This window comes from Arthrobacter sp. UYCu511, from assembly GCF_040547105.1.
Taxonomy (GTDB): Bacteria; Actinomycetota; Actinomycetes; order Actinomycetales; family Micrococcaceae; genus Specibacter; species Specibacter psychrochitiniphilus.
Genome location: NZ_JBEPPB010000001.1, coordinates 88,763 through 105,584 on the forward strand (window position 1 = coordinate 88,763; position 16,822 = coordinate 105,584).

The following is a 16,822-nucleotide window of genomic DNA, read 5'->3' on the forward strand; positions in this document are numbered from 1 at the left end:
AATTCAAGCGGTGGCACAAAACTCAGGTCCGGACGCACGTAGTGCAACTGCACAGGAACTTAATAAGCTCGGCAGGGTACGTGTCCGCTGGGGTTTCATAGCCATGATGGCAATTTTGCTCGTCATCGCCGGCCGGCTCGTTATGGTCCAAGGCTTTGATACGTCAAAGATGGCCGAGGCGGCTGAGAACCAGCGCACCGTGGAGCAAACCCTTCCGGCTGTCCGGGGAAAAATCATTGACTCCAAGGGCAAAGTCCTCGCCGAGAGCATCATTCGCTATAACATTACAGTTTCGCAGGTTAACTTCAACGAATTCCCGGACTACGACCATCTGGTGCTGGACCCCAAGACTGGTGAAGCGATTGTTGACCCGGCCACAGGCAAATGGAAGATCGTCAACTACACCACTGACGAGGGGATCGAGCAACTAGCCGAGGTACTGGGCCTGCCGTTTGAAGAAATCAAAAAAGCGGTGACAGGAGATCGTGTCCACAACTATGTGGCCATGGACGTGAGCCCGTTGATCGAGAAGAAAATCGGTGATCTGCGCATTCCCGGTATTTACTCCGAGGCCGTGACCAAGCGTGTTTACCCCATGGGCGCCGTTGGCGGGCCGATCGTAGGTTTCCTTGACGGGGAAGGCAAAGCCTTGGCCGGCATTGAGCAGACCATGAATGACAAGCTGACCGGAACCGACGGCACACGCACCTACCAAGCGGGCAAGAACGGCATCATCATTCCCACTGCTCCGGTCCGCACCGTGCCTGCCGTTGACGGGGAGAGCGTCAAGCTCACCATTGACCAGGACATCCAGTTTTACGCGCAGCAGGCAGCCCAGCAGCAGAAGGAACAGTACAACGCTCAGTGGGTCAGCATCACCGTGACGGAAGTCAAGACCGGCAAGATGATTGCTATTGCCGACAGTGACTCCTACGACCCCAACAATGTGGGTGCCTCAGACCCCAGCAACATTGGTTCTCGCACAGTCAGCTCTGCTGTTGAGCCTGGTTCAACCAGCAAGATCATGACTGCTTCGGCACTCGTGGAAGAAGGGCTCGCCACTCCCATGAGTGAGTTCCTGGTCCCGCCAACTCTGACCATTGACGGACAGAATTTCTCCGATTCCTTCACACACGGGACCGAGAAGCGCACCCTTTCGGGCATCATTACCGATTCGATGAACACAGGTACCGTCATGGCAGGGTCCCGGCTCTCACTACAGCAGCGCTATGACTACATGCGTAAGTTCGGTGTGGGTGAGAAGACAGGGATTCCACTGCCTGGTGAGAGCCCGGGCATCTTGGCGGATTGGAAGAACTGGGACGGCCGTCAGCAATACACGGTGCTGTTTGGTCAGGGTGTTGCGCAAACCCCGCTGCAAACCACCATGGTTTTTCAGACCATCGCCAATAACGGTGTCCGGCTCAAGCCAGCCATCATCGACTCCTTCACCCACGCTGATGGCACGGTGGAGACCCTGCCCCAGGCACCGGGCGTGAAGGTCATCAGCCCGAAGACGGCCCAAGACGCCCGCGACATGCTTGAAGGTGTGGTGACCATGACCGACTACAAGGTCGTTGGAATTCCCGGGTACCGCACTGGCGGTAAAACAGGAACTGCCGAGGCCCCTGCCGATAATGGCGTTGGTTTTGACGGCTACACCACCTCCTTTTACGGCATGGCTCCCATGGACGATCCCCGCTATGTGGTGGGTATAACGGTCCAACGCCCGCAAGGCAACGTCTATGGAATCACTCAGGGGTATACGTTTAATCAAGTAATGGGGCAGGTGCTTCGCAGCAACGATGTCCCGCCATCCACAACCCCGCCCGTCAAGCTCCCCAAGTTCTATAAGTAATGACGGATCAGCACCTTCCGCTATGGATCGTGAAAAAGAAAAGGACTTTGCGCACGTGCCTGTGAACAATCCCGGCGGGCCATCGCGCCCCAGCCACCACAGCGGCGCCACTTTGGCGGAACTGGCCGAGGTGGCGGGCGCCGCCCTGGGCCCCGCCCTCGCCGCCCAGGGGGACCTGCGGATCACTGGTGTGAGCCTGGACTCGAGGACTATCCACCCGGGCGATTTGTATCTGGCGCTGCCCGGTTCCCGCAGTCACGGAGCCACCTTTGCCAATGCAGCTGTTGCCGCAGGTGCACTAGCCATCATGACGGACGAATCCGGGCGCAGCCTTCTGGGGGATTTGGTGCCCGTGCCCGTACTCGCGCTATCTGACGTACGTGCCGTGGCCGGGCCTGTGGCCGCGCGGGTGTACGGCACCACCGGTACGGGAGATTCCGGTCACCGCCTGGAACTATTCGGGCTGACGGGCACCAACGGGAAAACAACCACAACCTATTTCCTGAACTCCCTGTTGCGGGCCTTGGGGCATAGCACCGGTCTTATTGGAACCATTGAAATTCTGGCCGGTGAGGAGGCCATCCCCAGCAAGCTGACCACTCCGGAATCCACTGATGTCCACGCGCTGCTGGCACTCATGGCGGAGAAGGGCCTGAGTGCGGCGTCCATGGAAGTTTCATCGCACGCACTGGCTTTTGGCCGGGTGGACGGTGTGGTGTTTGATGTTGCCGGTTTCACCAACCTCACCCAGGATCACCTTGATCTCCATGGCGGCATGGAGGGTTACTTTGACACGAAGGCCGCCCTGTTCACCCCCGCGCATGCCCGCCACGCCGTCATCACCGTCGATGATGACTGGGGCCGGCGCATGGCCGAAGGCGCCAGTGTCCCCGCCGTGACCTTGTCCACTGATCCGCTGGCAGCTCCTGGCAGTGCACAGTGGCAGGTGCGTGAGGTGCAGCGCGAGGGCGTGGGCTCACGCTTTACGCTTAACGGTCCCGCCGGGGCTGTCCTGAACGTCCACACGGGCCTTCCCGGGGGCTTCAACGTCTCCAACGCGGCCTTGGCTCTGCTCATGGTGACCACGCATCTGCTCGGCACAGGCACAGGCTCCAGCGCAGACTCAGCCTCAGGCGCCGGGACCACCTCAGGCCCGGGTTCCGGTGTCGGGCCTGGCATACAGATGCTGACGGTACTGACCCGGCTGCAGGAGGCCCTGGATCGATTCGACCCGTTTACGGTGGAGGTCCCCGGCCGGATGCAGTTGATTGGCACAGCGCCCGTTGCCGTGGTGGACTTCGCACATAACCCGGACGCGCTGGCCCGCGCGCTGGACGCGGTCCGCCCCAGCGCCCCTGATGGCCGCCTCATCGCCGTCTTTGGTGCCACGGGGGAGCGTGACGCCAGCAAACGCCCCATCATGGGCGCCGTGGTGGCGCAGGGGGCGGACGTGGTGATTATCACTGACGATGATCCCCACGATGAAGATCCGGCCGCCATCCGTGCCGGGGTGCTCGCTGGTGCCCGGGAGGCTGATCGAGACGGCGCACTGGGACGCATCATTGAAGAATGTGATCAGCGTGCCACAGCGATTCTCCGCGCCGTTGAACTGGCCAGGGCACAGGATGTCATCCTCGTTGCTGGACGCGGTCACGAGGTGTATCAAGAGGTTAAAGGGGTCAATATTGCCCTCGATGACAGGGTTGAATTGCGGAAGGCGCTGGCGTCCCGCGGATTCCCACTTACCGGAGCAAGCAAGATAGAGTCCCCAACTGATGATTGAAATTACTGCAGCCCAAATCGCCGAGCTCACCCAGGGCGTCCTGACCCAGGGCGCCGACCCTGACGCACGCATTGACATAGCCGCCATTGTTACCGACTCCCGTGATGCCGTGGCGGGCAGCATGTATGTTGCCAAGGCCGGAGAGAGCGCCGATGGCCACCACTTCCTCGGCGCAGCTTTTGCTGCCGGCGCGGTCCTTGCCCTGGCTGAGCGGGAAGTGCAAGACGATTCCGGAACCGTGTTCCCTGCTGTTATTGTCGCCGACGCCGTGCTCGCCATGGGTGCCCTGGCGGCACATGTGGTAGGCCTGATTCGCAGCCACTCACCACTGACGGTCATTGGTATCACCGGCTCGGCGGGTAAAACCACCACCAAGGACCTGCTCCAGGGCATTTTGTCACCGCTGGGAGCCACCGTGGCCCCTGAGGGATCCTACAACGGTGAGGTAGGGGTTCCTCTGACGGTCTTCCGGGCCGTTGCTGAGACCCGCTTTTTAATCATTGAAATGGGTGCCACCAAGATGGGCCACATCAAGTATCTCGGCGCCATGGTGCGCCCAGACTTGGGTGTGGTCTTGGGTGTGGGCACTGCGCACGCCGGAGAGTTCGGCTCTATCGATAACATCGCCCAAGCCAAGGGCGAACTCGTTGAATCACTAGCGCCCTCAGGACGTGCTTTGCTGAACTACGACGACGGCCGGGTCCGGGCCATGGCCTCCCGTTCGGTGGCGCCCGTGAGCTTCTTCAGCAGTGCGGATGCAAACAGCACTGCCGAGATGGTCCAGGCCCGCAATGTGCACACCAACGCGCAGGGCCAGCCGGAATTTGAGTTGAGCTTTCCTGGCTACCCAGAGCCACTGCACGTTTCGAGTAAGTTGTTGGGTCTGCACCATGTGAGCAACTTACTTGCCGCGGCAGCCGCGGCCTTTGCCGTGGGGGCAGCACCAAAAGATATTGTTGGCTCGCTCAATGAGCAGCATGCGGCCAGCCGGTACCGGATGGAACGAACCGATCGCAGCGACGGCGTGACAGTGATCAACGATGCCTACAATGCGAACCCTGAATCCATGCGGGCAGCCCTGCGTACCCTTGCGGAGCTGGGCGGCAGCGGGGCCCGGCGCACCTGGGCCGTGCTGGGCGAGATGCTGGAACTAGGCGATGCTTCGGTCCTGGAACACGATGCTGTGGGCCGTGTTGCCGTGCGGCTGAACATTTCTCGCCTTTTGGTGGTGGGCCAGGGTGCGCGGGCCATGCACGTTGGTGCCGTCATGGAAGGATCGTGGGGCAATGAATCCATGTTTTTCCCTGACGCGGCAGCCGCGGCAGCCGTCCTAGAAGCCGAATTGGCGCCAGGAGACGTTGTTTTATTCAAGTCTTCCAATGGCGCCGGACTGCGGTTTCTGGGTGATCGGATAGCATTACCCACGGGGAACAGCCCCACATCAACGAGTGAGACTACTTCAGGCGAAAGGACTGCCCAGCCATGATTGCACTGCTCATCGGAGCTGGCTTGGCTCTTGCCTTTGCCATGATCGGCACCCCCCTGTTCATACGATTCCTGGTCAAACAGGGCTACGGACAGATCATCCGGGAAGACGGGCCCACCAGCCACCAGATCAAACGCGGAACTCCCACCATGGGCGGTACCGTTGTCATCGGTTCGGTTGTCGCCTCCTACTTCATCACCCACTTGATCGTGTGGCTGATCAACCCAAACTTGCCCGGACCGAGTGCCTCCGGCCTGCTCATGATCTACCTCATGGTGGGCATGGGCGTGGTGGGTTTTCTCGATGACTTCCTGAAAATCACCAAGCAGCACAACACCGGGCTGAACCCCGCCGGCAAACTCATTGGTCAAGCTGTTGTAGGCATTTCGTTCGCAATCATGGCGCTGGGGTTTCCTGATAAAGAAGGCCTCACCCCGGCTAGTACCTTCATTTCTTTTGCCCGTGACATCCCCTCACTGAACCTGGCCTTTGCAGGGGCAGGGTTGGGTGTGGTGCTGTTTGTGATCTGGTCCAACTTGATCATCACGGCAGCCACGAACGGCGTAAACCTGACGGACGGCCTGGATGGGCTGGCAACGGGTGCGGCGATTCTGGTGTTCGGTGCTTACACCCTCATGGGTATGTGGCAGAGCAGCCAGGGCTGCGGTTCCCGTAAGGTGCCCTCCGAAACAGTCTGCTACCAAGTCCGTGACCCGCTGGACCTCTCATTGATTGCAGCCATCATGTTTGCGGCTCTGATCGGCTTCCTCTGGTGGAACACCTCCCCGGCGAAGATCTTCATGGGTGACACGGGTTCGCTCGCCATTGGCGGCGCCATCGCCGGGTTCGCCATCCTCTCCCGCACCGAGTTGCTCCTGCCCATCATTGGTGGACTGTTCGTGCTGATCTCCTGTTCCGTCATTATCCAGGTGGGCTTCTTCAAGCTCTCCAAGGGCAAACGCGTCTTCCTCATGGCACCGCTGCAACATCACTTCGAGCTCAAGGGCTGGCGTGAGGTGACAGTTGTTGTTCGGTTCTGGATTCTGGCAGGACTGATGGTAGCTGTAGGACTGGGAGCTTTTTATGCTGAATGGATTGTTCGACTGTGAGCGCACTGCAAAACCAATCTGAATCGCTGAACCGATTCGAATCACTGACCAGTTGGGACGCCGATTGGGCCGGCCTGCGCGTGGTTGTCACGGGCATCAGCAAAACAGGCTTTTCCGTGGCCGATACCCTCGCCGAACTCGGAGCCCACGTGGTGGTGGTGGCCGCCTCAGATGATGAAGAGGCCGTGGCCAACGCGGACACTCTCAAGATTGTGGGCGTTGCCGAGGTGATTCTCGGTGAAGCCTCCTCCACAGTGTTGCCACTGGTCAAGGGCGAACCGGCCGAGCTCGTTGTAACGAGCCCCGGCTACAAGCCCACGCACCCCTTGCTCGCCGCTGCTGCGGCGGAGGGGATCCCCATTTGGGGAGATGTGGAACTGGCGTGGCGTGTGCGGGAGAAGGCTGGGCGAAAGACTGCCCGCTGGATCACCATCACCGGTACCAACGGAAAAACCACCACCACCACCATGGTGGAATCAATGCTCCAGGCTGCTGGCCTGCGCGCCATAGCCGCAGGAAACATTGGCACACCCATACTTGATGCCGTCCGTGATCTTGAAGGCTGGGATTTTTTGGCAGTGGAGCTCTCCTCCTTCCAATTGCACTGGACACAATCGCTGGCTCCAACCGCGAGCGTTTGCCTGAATCTTGCCGAGGACCATGTTGACTGGCATGGCAGTTTCGCAGCCTATGCAGCCGAGAAGGCAAAGATCTACGCCAATACCGAGATCGCTTGCATCTACAACGCCGAGCAGATCGAGACCGAGCGGATGGTTCAGGAAGCTGATGTGCAAGAGGGCTGCCGGGCAGTGGGCTTTACTACCGGTATCCCGTCGATCGGCATGGTCGGGGTGGTAGAAGGCCTGCTCGTGGACAGGGCCTTCATTGCAGAACGCAAGGACTCCGCCGCTGAACTGGCCAAGGCCAGCGACATTGGTGATTTAGTTCCGCGCCACCTTATGGCCAACGCTGCTGCCGCTGCCGCACTGGTGCGGGCCTGCGGACTCACTCCCCAGGATGTGCGCAAGGGGCTGATCAACTACCACAATGGGGACCATCGCATCCAATCCGTGGCCATGTCGGAAGGCGTCCTGTGGGTCAATGATTCCAAGGCCACCAATCCGCATGCTGCCTCCGCTTCGCTGGCTGCCTTCAAACCAGTCATCTGGATTGCCGGCGGCCTCTCCAAAGGGGTCGACTATGACGACTTGGTGCGCAACCACGCGGCGCGGCTCAAGGCAGTGGTGCTGATTGGCACTGACAGTTCGGCGCTGGCAGCGTCACTTGCCAAATATGCGCCAGATGTTGCGGTTATTGTCACCCAGGCACCCGGCGGGCGCAGTTCCAGCGGATCCGCTCTTCCGGGAGACGCCGTCATGTCGGAGGCTGTAGCCGTTGCCGCCTCGCTGGCCAGTGAGGGAGACACGGTCCTCATGGCGCCGGCGTCGGCCTCCATGGATCAATTCACCTCTTACGCCCACCGCGGCAACGCCTTCATTGGCTCTGTGCGGGAATTGCTGGAATCGCGGGCAAGCGCCAACAAGGAGTCATAGTGGCCAAAACGCCCGCACAGCCACGCAGTTCCGCCAAAAGCATGCCCGCCATGGCCAATGACGGTGCGGTGTCCGCACAGGACGCGGCCAAAGTTTCCGTGGCGGAAAAAGGGAGTCCAGCCAGAGGTAAAGCATCGCTTGGGTCCGCAGTAAAAAGCGGTGCCGGAGCAAAGGGCGGCGGGCCTGTTCGCAAGCCCCTTGCTCGCTACCGTAACTGGTTCAATAGCAAAGTGGGTAAGCCCACCGCCAGCTACTACTGGATCATCGGTACCGCCATCGCGTTGACCATGATTGGGCGCATGACGGTACTCTCGGCGTCGACAGCAGAAACCATCTCCAAGGGACAGGACCCTTACGATCTCTTCATTAAGGAATCGGGCTTTGCTGTGGTGGGCCTGGTCCTGATGTTCTTGTTGTCCTGTGTGCCGAGGAACAGGTGGAAAAAGTTTGCCCCTTTCCTCCTTGGCTTGGCAGTGCTGTTGCTCATCTTAGTTTTCACACCCTTGGGTGTGAACGTACAGGGCAACCTGAACTGGCTCAGCATTGCCGGCTTGCAGTTCCAGCCGTCGGAAGCAGCAAAGCTGGCGCTGGCAATCTGGATGGGAGCCGTGTTGGCGGCCAAAGGACGTCTCTTGCGCAAGCTGGTGCATGTGCTGGTGCCCGCGGCTATTGGGGCTGGCGCGATCATCTTGCTGATCCTCGTGGGTCGTGACCTGGGAACCGCCGTGATCGTGGGGATGATGGTGATTGCCGGACTGTGGTTTGCTGGCGTACCCAAGAGATTCCTTGCCCTGGCGATGGGTGCCGCAGCCATTGTTGTTGTGATCTCAAACCTCACCAGTGATAACCGAACCGGACGGTTTGCCAGCTGGTTGGGCGACTGCAGCGCCCCAGGTGCTTGCGACCAATACCTCAACGGCGCCTACGCCTTAGCCTCTGGCGGCTGGTTTGGTGTTGGGCTGGGTCAGAGCCGGCAAAAGTGGAATTGGATTCCCGAAGCGCACAACGACTTTATCTTCGCCATCATTGGTGAGGAGTTTGGTTTACTGGGCAGCATTCTCATTGTGGGCCTCTATGCTGTCCTGGCATTTTCTATTTTCCGAGTCATTAACGCACGTAACGATCCCTTCTCACGAATAGTCTGCGGCATGATTTTGACGTGGATTATTGGCCAAGCGATCGTCAACATTGGCGTTGTGGTGGGCCTGCTGCCCGTCTTTGGTGTGCCGTTGCCGTTGATTTCTTATGGTGGCACGGCGCTGATCATGGTCCTGGCAGGCGTGGGCGTGGTCCTGTCCTTTTCCCGCACTGAGCCAGAAAGCAGTTTGAAGACTTCATGACAGAGAACCACACCACCGCACTCTCAGTGGTCCTTGCCGGGGGAGGCTCGGCCGGCCATGTGAGCCCGTTGTTGGCTATTGCGGCTGCGATCCGGGTGAAGGCTCCGGAAACCGCGATTCTTGCCGTCGGCACCAAGGAAGGGCTGGAAACCACGCTTGTTCCGGCCGCCGGTTTTGAGCTGACGTTCGTGGAGCGAATTCCGCTGCCACGGAAGCCGTCCATGGATCTTGTAAAATTGCCCGGGCGCATGCTCCGGGCCATCAGAGACGCCAAAACAATCCTCAATGATGCCCAGGCCGATGTTCTGGTAGGTGTGGGTGGTTATGTCTGTACCCCCATGTATTTGGCTGCCAAGTCGCTGGGTGTCCCGATCGTGATCCATGAGGCCAATACGAAGGCCGGTTTGGCCAACAAGGTGGGCGCCCGCTACACCACACATGTGGGGACGGCGTTTGCCGAGACCGCCATCCGGCACGCCCACCTGGTGGGCATGCCCATGCGCAAGGAAATTGCCAGCTTGACCCGTCACGCGGGGCAAGCTGCGGCCACCTCCCGGCTGGGTCTGGCGGTGGGCAAGCCCACACTGATTGTCACGGGGGGCTCACTCGGAGCCCTGCGCTTGAACCAGGCCATTGCTGCATCCTTGCAGGCGCTGGCCGATGCAGGCATTCAGACATTGCACATCACGGGCAAGGGCAAGACTGTTCTCGGCGATGACGGGGCTGCCCTCGCTGCGCCGGGCTACCAACAGGTGGAATACGTGGATTCCATGGAAGATGTCTATGCGGCAGCAGATTTGCTGTTGTGCCGCTCAGGTGCCGGAACCGTCTCGGAGGTGGCCGCTGTCGGGCTTCCCGCAGTGTTTGTGCCCTTGCCCATAGGAAACGGTGAACAGGCCCGCAACGCGGCCGGGCTCGTGGCGGCCGGCGCGGCGCTTCTGGTGCCCGACGGGGACGTGGATGCCGCGTGGGTATCTGCGGAATTGATACCGCTGTGCCTTGACGCGCCGCGGCTGGCACGCATGACCGCCAACGCCTCTGAGCTGGGCATCCGTGACGCCGCCGAAAGCATGGCCGCCATGGTGTTCGCCGCGAGTGGGAAGTAAAGAATCATGAGCGAAAAGAAAAGTACCCCCATGTATATTCCACCCACACTCGCCGAGCTGGGACGGGTTCACTTCATTGGCATGGGAGGCGCTGGAATGTCGGCGATCGCCCGGATCATGCTGAGCCAGGGACTACCCGTCAGCGGATCAGACGCCAAAGAATCGCCCGGGCTAGCGGAACTGGCCGCCCTCGGTGCCAGAGTCTATGTGGGCCAGTCCGGCGCCAATGTGGATGAGGCTGACACAGTGGTGGTCTCCTCAGCAATCCGTGAAAGCAACCCTGAGCTGGCTGCTGGACGCGCAGCAGGTCTGCGCATCCTGCACCGCTCTCAGGCACTCGCCGCAGCCATGGCCGAGGATATTGTTGTGGCTGTTGCCGGCACGCACGGGAAAACCACCACCACCTCCATGATTACCGTCATGCTGCGCGGGGCAGGTGTTGACGCCTCCTTCGCGGTGGGCGGGACAGTGCAGGGCTTGGGCGTCAATGCCGGCCATGGCAGCGCGGGAGTGTTCGTGGCTGAGGCTGATGAATCGGATGCGTCCTTCTTGAACTACCGGCCGCAGATTGCTGTTGTCACCAACCTCGAAGCGGATCATCTTGACCACTATGGGACGGCCCAGGCCGTGTTCGCCGCTTTTGACCAGTTCGCCCAACTCCTCCCGGCCGGGGGAGTGCTGGTGGCGTGCGCTGACGACGCCGGATCTGCGGCCTTGGCTGCCCAGTCCGCTGCCACCGGAACACGCACCATCACCTATGGTTTTGCAGATGATGCCAACGTCCGGCTGCTCCCAGGCCATCACGACGGGCTGCTCACCACAGCATCCGTGCTCCTGCAAAACCTGGAGGGGTCAGAACGCACCCTCGAGTTGCGCCTGCAAGTCCCTGGTAACCACAACCTCAGCAATGCTGCTGCGGCTGTGGCCGTGGCGCTTGCCCTGGGTGTGGATGCAGAGCGTGCCGTTGAGGCACTTGGCACATTCAGCGGTGCTGCCCGCCGCTTCGAAGCCAAGGGAGAGGGACGGGGCGTGTGCGTCTTTGACGACTATGCGCACCATCCCACCGAGGTCACTGCAGCGCTGCGCGCTGCCCGAACAGTTGCCGGCGCACACAAGGTGCATGTCTTATTCCAGCCGCACCTATTTTCCCGCACTGCCGAGTTCGCCACCGAGTTCGCCAAGGCACTTGACCTGGCGGATACCGTGGCTGTTCTTGACATTTATGCTGCCCGGGAAGATCCCGTCCCCGGAGTCACCAGTGAGCTAATCACGAGGGAGCTGAACAAGCCCTTCGGTTACGCTCCGGATCCTCTGGCGGCCGTGGCCCGGTTGTGCGCTGGAGCCGTTGCCGGTGACATCATCTTGACGGTAGGTGCCGGAGACGTGACGGAATTTGGCCCTGTGCTGGTGGCGGCATTGACCTCAGGGGACGTCCATGGCTGAGCCGCGCAAACCGCGGGTTATCCGCACCCGCACCCCAGCCTCACCGCCTGCAGGCAAGCAGGCCGAGGGCCTTTCCAACAGCATGGAAGTTCCTGTGGGCACAGGTGATTCCGCTGCCACGGCAAAATCCGCCGGCAGCCTAGAATCCGCTGGCACGGCAAATTCCGCTGGCACGGTACGGGGCACGAGCGAGAAGGTGGCCGTGGTTCCGGTGCCCAGTGAGAAAGCCAAGCCGTTCATGTGGGTGCCGCGTCTTAAAGCCAGCCTCAAACCTGCTTCAAAGACTCCGGACGCCAAGGTGGCGGGTGCAAAGACCCCGGGCGCCAAGGTGTTGGGCGCAAAGATTCCGGCGGCGCCGGAATCACGTTCGGGAAAGGAGCCGGCGGGGAAGGGCTCGGCACTGCCCGAAGCGAGCAAGCCTGTTTCCAGTGAGCCTGTTTCTAAGAGGGTGGGTTCTGATAAGTCAGTTTCAAGTAAGGCTGCGGCGAAACACCCCACTGCGCTTGCTAGTGCCGGCTCTGAAGATGATGGCGTGGCGCAGGTGCTGGCGTTTCCGATGCCTGAACATAAGCGACGGCGTCGGACTTTCCTGATCTCTGCTGCGGGCGTGGTGGCTGTCCTTGCCCTCGTGATGGGCATCGCCTTGTACTCGCCGGTCTTGGGTGTGAAAACCGTTGTCTTTGACGGCAACAAGTTAGTTAGCGAACACACGTTGCAACTGGCCCTGCTGCCCGTCATGTCCCGGCCGTTGCCACAAGTCACGGAAGCTGATGTTCAGGCGCTGCTAGAACCAGTGGTTCAGGTCAAGAGCTCAAGGATTGAGGCCAGGCCACCCTCCACGCTTGTGGTCCATGTGGTGGAGCGCGTACCTGTGGCGCTGCTAAAGAACGGCAAATTGTTTTCTCTGGTGGACCAGGACGGTGTTGAGCTGGGCACAACCATGGACTCTACAACTGCGGCGCTGCCCCTGATCGATGGCGGGAAGGCGGTCATTGGCAAAGCTACTTTCGCGGCCATGACGGCTGTTTTGGCGACCTTGCCCAAATCCATCCTGACTCAGCTTGCCAATGCCACAGCCAAGTCTCCGGACGCCGTGGAATTGCGGCTCACTGATGGGCGAAGCGTCATCTGGGGTAACGCCAATGACATGGACCTGAAGGCGCAGGTGTTGGAGGCGTTGCTGAACGCTCCGCCACCCACGGCCCAGGAGGGCAAGCCAGTACCGGTGCCTGCGCAGGTATTTGACGTCAGTGCCCCACGTCACCCGGTGACCAGGTGAGGGCAGGACAGAGGCGCCTTGTTCTGTGAGAACATTCTTAAAGAAGGATTTTTGACGTTTTTTTTGCGGATTCGGGCGACACGCGGCGGCGGTAATTGCATGCGGCGCAGATGCACCATAGCGTCACTGACAAGAGTTAGTTGACATAACTATAACCTTCAACTTGAAGGTTAAGCTACCAAGGGTTCAGGCATTGCTTCAAGGTTGCTCCCAGGATTGATGCTGGCAGCTGGCAGGCACTTTGGATTCTCGGTAGCAAAGCAAGCTTTTTTGATCTTCGAAGCAACATACGAACAAGGGACACGTAACGTGGCAGCACCCCAGAATTACTTGGCAGTCATCAAAGTCGTCGGCATCGGCGGCGGCGGCGTAAATGCAGTTAACCGCATGATTGACGTGGGTCTGCGCGGCGTTGAATTCATCGCCATCAACACCGACGCCCAGGCGTTGCTGATGAGCGACGCCGACGTCAAGCTTGACGTTGGCCGGGAGCTGACGCGCGGACTTGGCGCCGGCGCCAACCCCGACGTTGGTCGCCAAGCGGCAGAGGACCACCAAGAAGAAATTGAAGAAGTCCTGCGTGGGGCTGACATGGTCTTTGTTACGGCCGGTGAAGGTGGCGGAACAGGCACTGGCGGTGCCCCCGTGGTGGCCCGCATTGCCCGCTCTCTTGGCGCCTTGACCATCGGTGTGGTCACGCGTCCGTTCACCTTTGAGGGCCGCCGCCGCGCCTCAAGTGCCGACAACGGCATTGAAGCGCTGCGCGACGAGGTAGATACGCTCATTGTGATCCCCAATGACCGCCTGCTGTCCATCAGTGACAGGAATGTCTCCGTCATGGATGCCTTCCGTTCCGCGGACCAGGTGCTGCTGTCCGGTGTGCAAGGCATCACTGACCTGATCACCACCCCCGGCCTGATCAACCTTGACTTTGCGGACGTTAAATCAGTCATGCAAGGTGCCGGTTCAGCGCTTATGGGCATCGGTTCTGCCCGCGGTGAGGACCGTGCTGTCAAGGCCGCCGAGCTTGCCATCGCCTCCCCGCTTCTGGAAGCCTCCATTGATGGCGCCCACGGTGTTCTGCTCTCCGTCCAGGGTGGATCTGACCTTGGCCTCTTCGAGATCAATGAGGCCGCCCGCCTTGTCCAGGAAGTGGCCCACCCCGAAGCCAATATCATCTTCGGTGCTGTCATTGATGACGCATTGGGCGATGAGGTGCGGGTAACGGTTATTGCCGCGGGTTTTGACGCCCCGGACGCCGCACCTGAAGTTGCTGAGCCGGTTGCCGCCGCAGTCCCGCCCGTACCCGCTGCCGTGCCCAGTGGTGCAAGTGTCACAAACCTCAACCAGTGGGGCCAGCAGTCCGCAGCACATGTCCCCGCCGACGGGGGCTTTGATGTGGAGCTGCCCGCTATTGTGGAGCCAGATCTCACCGGTCACCGCGCCGACGAACTGGATGTTCCCGACTTCCTGAAATAGGGGACGTCCCGCCGGCAGCAACCGCTGCCGGCACGCATTTTTCAATCACAATAAGTCATGAATGGTCAGGTTGGTCCAATGTTTTCCCACCAGGAAGTGCGCCCCGGAATTTGGGTCGGCTTCACCGGGACGGAAACAGGCAACCTGGCCTTTCATGTTGGGGATGATGGAGGGGCCGTAGCCCGCCGCCGGGCGGCCTTGAATGCGGCACTGTCCGAGGCCGTCGGAACGGACGTGGCCCTGGCGTACATGAACCAAGTTCATGGAAACGCGGTAGCCATGCTCTCTGCGGGGGCTGCAGCAGGGAAACCTGCTCCCACGGCCGATGCCATGGTCACCTGGGGAACTGCAGGAGCCGGGGTGGCGGTCATGGTGGCCGACTGCGTCCCTGTGGTTCTCGTGGGGGAAACCCTCGATGGCGGTGTGCTGCTGGCCGTGGCACATGCCGGCCGGCCCGGAGTGGAGCGAGATGTCATCGGGGCTGTGGTCTCGGCCATGCGAGCCGCCGGTGCAGACGCCATCGAGGCGTGGCTAGGCCCCAGTATTTGCGGGTACTGCTATGAAGTCCCTGACCAGATGCGCCAGAGTGTTGCTGTGAAGGAACCAGAATCTTTTGCCACCACCTCCTGGGGAACGCCTTCCCTGGACTTGCCGGCAGCGGTGCTGGCGCAACTTCGCAGCAATCACGTCACCGCCCATCCCAGCGGGGAATGCACCCTTGAAAACCACGCATTCCACTCCCACCGGCGTGCTATCCGAGATGGATCGGCAGAGGGCCGATTCATCGGGTTCGCCGTATCCGCCCGGTAGCCCACCAGCTGCCTTTGCGCCAGGAAAGTAAACAACGCCATGAATTCGCAAGACCCCCGCACCCGTGAGCTCGCTGAGCGATTGGCGCAGGTCAAGGAACGCATCCATGCCGCCCAACAAGGGTCCACCGCACCCACGTTGATTGTTGTCACAAAATTCCATCCAGCCGCGGATGTGCTGCGACTGCGCAGCCTGGGCGTGTGTGATGTTGGTGAAAATCGTGACCAAGAGGCAGCCGCCAAAGCCACGGAGGTGGGGGCAATCGATGCTCATCAGCTGCGCTGGCACTTCATTGGACAACTGCAAAAGAACAAGGCTAAATCAGTGGCAGCCTACGCCCATTCGGTGCAGTCAATAGATCGAGGGTCCCTCGTCACGGCACTGGGTAATGCCATGGTTCGCCAGCAGGACGCAACAGGGCGTGAGGCGCTCGAGTGCTTCATTCAGGTTGATCTCTCCGGCGCCTACCCGGATCTAGCGCTGGCACCGCAGCCGGACGGACCCTCGCACAGCGGCAGGGGAGGGGCAACGCCGTCGTCAATTGCTCAACTGGCAGCCCAGATAGCCCAAGCCTCTGGACTGCGACTGGCAGGGCTCATGGCGGTAGCGCCTCTGGGCGTGGCGCCAGACCCTGGGTTCTCGTTGCTGGGCGAGCTCTCAGCCAAGCTGGTATCCGAACATCCTGAAGCCACCAGCATTTCTTCTGGTATGAGCCACGATCTTGAGGCAGCACTGCTCGCCGGGGCGACACACCTGCGTGTCGGTTCGGATATCCTCGGACCGCGCCCGCTGGTGCGGTAGCGTTTTGAAGACAACAGGAACGCAGTACAGCTGTTGACCAACGAGTTTCTAGCTTGGCACATTAATGAGGAGCAACCATGGCTAGCGCTATGCGCAAGACAATGATCTTTCTTGGGCTCGCCGACGGGGACGAGCACTACGACGCTGAGTACGCTCCGGCGTTGCCCAAGGAAGACGCCGCCGTAGAGGTATTCGAACGAGCTGCTGCCCCGGCCCCGGCACCAGCAGCGGAACCTGCCGCACCCAAGGCCGGCGACGAAGAATACCGCGCACCGGTGACCCCCATCAAGCGTGCCGCATCAACCCGGGAAGAGGCTGAAAGTTTGCGCCAGATCACCACAGTCCATCCTCGTTCCTACAATGATGCAAAGATCATTGGGGAAAGTTTCCGGGACGGCATTCCCGTCATCATGAATGTCACCGACATGGGTGAAGCTGATGCCAAGCGCCTGGTGGACTTCTCTGCAGGGCTAGTCTTCGGACTGCGCGGCTCAATTGAGCGGGTCACCAACAAGGTCTTCTTGCTCTCACCGTCATATATTGAGGTGCTCGGCGACGACAAGAAGATCTCGGACACCCAGGCCAGTTTCTTCAATCAGAGCTAACACCTTGTCTTAGACGACTTGTCTTAACCAAGATATTTTGACTGCCCGGGCACAAAGTGTCCGGGCAGTTCGTTAAGCTGGAGACATCAGAGTTAGCTGCGTCCGGGACGTTCCGGAAGCGCACCGATGAGTCTGGCTGCAAGGTTCAAGTTTTTTCTCCTCCTAGGGAT

At 60.4% G+C, this 16,822-nt stretch carries 13 protein-coding genes; all 13 read left to right on the forward strand.

Annotation, left to right across the window (positions count from 1 at the left end; genetic code table 11):
• Positions 1 to 10 precede the first annotated feature (10 nt).
• The 13 genes from ABIB48_RS00415 to ABIB48_RS00475 all read left to right on the forward strand — a co-directional run bounded on the left by ABIB48_RS00415 (position 11) and on the right by ABIB48_RS00475 (position 16,652).
• Positions 11 to 1,858: a peptidoglycan D,D-transpeptidase FtsI family protein gene (locus ABIB48_RS00415; RefSeq protein ID WP_354211308.1), complete on the forward strand. Its 1,848-nt coding sequence runs from the start codon at positions 11 to 13 to the stop codon at positions 1,856 to 1,858.
• 22 nt (positions 1,859 to 1,880) lie between these two features.
• On the forward strand, positions 1,881 to 3,641 hold the full coding sequence (locus ABIB48_RS00420; RefSeq protein WP_354211310.1) for a Mur ligase family protein: 1,761 nt from the start codon (positions 1,881 to 1,883) through the stop codon (positions 3,639 to 3,641).
• Positions 3,634 to 5,127, forward strand: a complete 1,494-nt coding sequence (locus ABIB48_RS00425) for a UDP-N-acetylmuramoyl-tripeptide--D-alanyl-D-alanine ligase (RefSeq protein ID WP_354211312.1) — start codon at positions 3,634 to 3,636, stop codon at positions 5,125 to 5,127. Before ABIB48_RS00420 ends, ABIB48_RS00425 begins: the two co-directional genes overlap by 8 nt.
• The gene (gene mraY / locus ABIB48_RS00430; RefSeq protein ID WP_354211314.1) at positions 5,124 to 6,236 is read left to right on the forward strand and encodes a phospho-N-acetylmuramoyl-pentapeptide-transferase; all 1,113 of its coding nucleotides are present in this window, start codon (positions 5,124 to 5,126) and stop codon (positions 6,234 to 6,236) included. The genes ABIB48_RS00425 and mraY overlap by 4 nt, the downstream gene beginning before the upstream one ends.
• Positions 6,233 to 7,789, forward strand: a complete 1,557-nt coding sequence (murD, locus tag ABIB48_RS00435; protein WP_354211316.1) for a UDP-N-acetylmuramoyl-L-alanine--D-glutamate ligase — start codon at positions 6,233 to 6,235, stop codon at positions 7,787 to 7,789. Before mraY ends, murD begins: the two co-directional genes overlap by 4 nt.
• Positions 7,789 to 9,129 carry a putative lipid II flippase FtsW gene (ftsW, locus tag ABIB48_RS00440; protein WP_354211318.1) on the forward strand — a complete coding sequence of 447 codons (1,341 nt, stop codon included), beginning with the start codon at positions 7,789 to 7,791 and terminating at the stop codon, positions 9,127 to 9,129. The genes murD and ftsW overlap by 1 nt, the downstream gene beginning before the upstream one ends.
• Positions 9,126 to 10,235, forward strand: a complete 1,110-nt coding sequence (gene murG, locus ABIB48_RS00445; protein ID WP_354211320.1) for an undecaprenyldiphospho-muramoylpentapeptide beta-N-acetylglucosaminyltransferase — start codon at positions 9,126 to 9,128, stop codon at positions 10,233 to 10,235. The genes ftsW and murG overlap by 4 nt, the downstream gene beginning before the upstream one ends.
• A gap of 6 nt (positions 10,236 to 10,241) precedes the next feature.
• Positions 10,242 to 11,678, forward strand: coding sequence for a UDP-N-acetylmuramate--L-alanine ligase (gene murC / locus ABIB48_RS00450; protein ID WP_354211322.1), 1,437 nt, complete (start codon positions 10,242 to 10,244; stop codon positions 11,676 to 11,678).
• Positions 11,671 to 12,957 carry a cell division protein FtsQ/DivIB gene (locus ABIB48_RS00455; RefSeq protein WP_354211324.1) on the forward strand — a complete coding sequence of 429 codons (1,287 nt, stop codon included), beginning with the start codon at positions 11,671 to 11,673 and terminating at the stop codon, positions 12,955 to 12,957. Before murC ends, ABIB48_RS00455 begins: the two co-directional genes overlap by 8 nt.
• 309 nt (positions 12,958 to 13,266) lie before the next feature.
• The gene (gene ftsZ / locus ABIB48_RS00460) at positions 13,267 to 14,436 is read left to right on the forward strand and encodes a cell division protein FtsZ (RefSeq protein WP_315915028.1); all 1,170 of its coding nucleotides are present in this window, start codon (positions 13,267 to 13,269) and stop codon (positions 14,434 to 14,436) included.
• 78 nt (positions 14,437 to 14,514) lie between these two features.
• On the forward strand, positions 14,515 to 15,246 hold the full coding sequence (locus tag ABIB48_RS00465; RefSeq protein WP_354211326.1) for a purine nucleoside phosphorylase YfiH/LACC1 family protein: 732 nt from the start codon (positions 14,515 to 14,517) through the stop codon (positions 15,244 to 15,246).
• A 39-nt stretch (positions 15,247 to 15,285) separates the two neighbouring features.
• Positions 15,286 to 16,047 (forward strand): YggS family pyridoxal phosphate enzyme, encoded by a 762-nt coding sequence (locus ABIB48_RS00470; RefSeq protein WP_354211328.1) that lies wholly within the window; start codon positions 15,286 to 15,288, stop codon positions 16,045 to 16,047.
• Positions 16,048 to 16,124: 77 nt separating this feature from the next.
• The gene (locus tag ABIB48_RS00475; protein WP_110106046.1) at positions 16,125 to 16,652 is read left to right on the forward strand and encodes a cell division protein SepF; all 528 of its coding nucleotides are present in this window, start codon (positions 16,125 to 16,127) and stop codon (positions 16,650 to 16,652) included.
• Positions 16,653 to 16,822 lie beyond the last annotated feature (170 nt).